The sequence below is a fragment of the Pseudomonas sp. JL2 genome, assembly GCF_031570495.1.
Lineage (GTDB): Bacteria > Pseudomonadota > Gammaproteobacteria > Pseudomonadales > Pseudomonadaceae > Aquipseudomonas > Aquipseudomonas rhizophila.
This window is the reverse complement of sequence record NZ_JAKUDH010000062.1, coordinates 1-1,423: the sequence shown is the minus strand read 5'-3', so window position 1 is coordinate 1,423 and position 1,423 is coordinate 1. Positions and strand designations below refer to the sequence as shown.

General features: G+C 53.8%; 2 protein-coding genes. Both read right to left on the bottom strand.

Annotated features, from left to right (window positions below):
* Nucleotides 1–251 precede the first annotated feature (251 nt).
* Nucleotides 252–602, bottom strand: coding sequence for a transcriptional regulator (locus MKS85_RS28740; protein ID WP_188251769.1), 351 nt, complete (start codon nucleotides 600–602; stop codon nucleotides 252–254).
* On the bottom strand, nucleotides 599–958 hold the full coding sequence (locus MKS85_RS28735) for a DUF6516 family protein (RefSeq protein WP_188251770.1): 360 nt from the start codon (nucleotides 956–958) through the stop codon (nucleotides 599–601). Before MKS85_RS28735 ends, MKS85_RS28740 begins: the two co-directional genes overlap by 4 nt.
* Nucleotides 959–1,423 lie beyond the last annotated feature (465 nt).

The window sequence follows — 1,423 nt, the reverse complement described above, 5'->3', positions numbered from 1 at the left end:
GGCGGTGATGGCCTCATCGCGAGCAGGCTCGCTCCCACAGAGTTCAGTATCTGGACAGAAAGTGGACGTGCAGAAACAACAAAGCCCTCGCATTTCTGCGAGGGCTTCGTATTTGTATGGTGCGGCACCAGGAGTAAAACACAATGCGCAGAACCCTTTAAAATAAAGGATCAAGCGTGTTCAGAATATAAAGAAGGTACTCAAATAGGTACTTGGCCCCCCCGTCGTGCGAGGGGCGTCTGCCTGGAAACTCAGGCCGCGATGATATGAAATTCCGTGGCCTTGGCAATCGGCCTGACGTGATTATTCTCGCGCTTCATTTCAACAAGCCCGTAACCAGACATGGTTTTTAGCGTCCGCGACAGGTTGCTTACCTTTCGCCCAGTAGCCTCGGCCAACGAGGTCAGAGATTCTGGCTGAGTTTCTTTGATGAGCTTGAGCAGCGCCCGGTTTTCGTCACTCAGCACCTCGGCCAGCGACTTCATGGACGGGAACCAAATTTTGGGCTCGGTTGCCTTGAGCTTGTACTCGCCACAGGCAATCGCCAATACACGGGCACGCATCTGCGCTTGCGACATGATGCCAATCTTTAATGTTTTCATTTCTTCACCTGCTCCAACACACGGTCAACGTCTGCGAAAAAATCCCGTAGCAACTGCTGAGCGTCTTTGAATTCATAGGGCAAGCCCTTATCCGTGCTCGACCGATGCTTATGGTCGTAGGGTAGGACCTGGCCCGCATATTTGAACTTGGCGGGCTTCACCAAGTGGGCATTGTCATAACCAAGCACCCTGGTTCCACCTCGATCATGCAGGGTGAGCGAGTATTTAATCCCATGCGGGATATGCTCAGAAGGCTCAACCTGGTAGGCCTCAATCTTGGCCCAGTAGCCACCCTCCTGAGCCAAAATTTCTTGGTGCAGGCTCAGTAATGTGTCGAGCCCATAGTCCCTTTGCATGTCACAAACCTTATCATCTGTTGATAAAACGTCAAGGTAGGAAGCAGGTTCACTCAGTCCTCTCGTCGCAACCCTCTAGGCTGCCCACGCAGCCTGCCTCGCGGAATCCCTGCATTGGCAGCGCAGGCGCCCCAGGAAGGTAAAACGGGGACAGATCACGCTTAATTTGGCGTCTGCATATTCATTTCAGCTAGGAATCGTGGCCTGTCCCCGAATTTGTCCGGGATTGGGTGGCGGCCATGCACGGGTAGGAAAACCGGGAATCAAGGCTCCCGCACACTCGAAGGCGTCCCGCGCAAAGCCGCCATAACGCATATCGCAGACACAAAAAACGCCAGCATTAGTAAGCGAGGCGCAGCTGATACGCCTTGATGTACTTCGGGTTTCTTACGCCCGGTCGCTGAGTTGGCAGCGACAGTTGGAAGGTAGCGGTCGATTGGATAGGGGACAATCGTGGCGCCATGC

Bases quoted from the DNA above. Each gene is read 5' to 3' on its own strand.
- MKS85_RS28740 (WP_188251769.1), bottom strand. From the start codon at position 602: ATGAAAACATTAAAGATTGGCATCATGTCGCAAGCGCAGATGCGTGCC.
- MKS85_RS28735 (WP_188251770.1), bottom strand. From the start codon at position 958: ATGCAAAGGGACTATGGGCTCGACACATTACTGAGCCTGCACCAAGAA.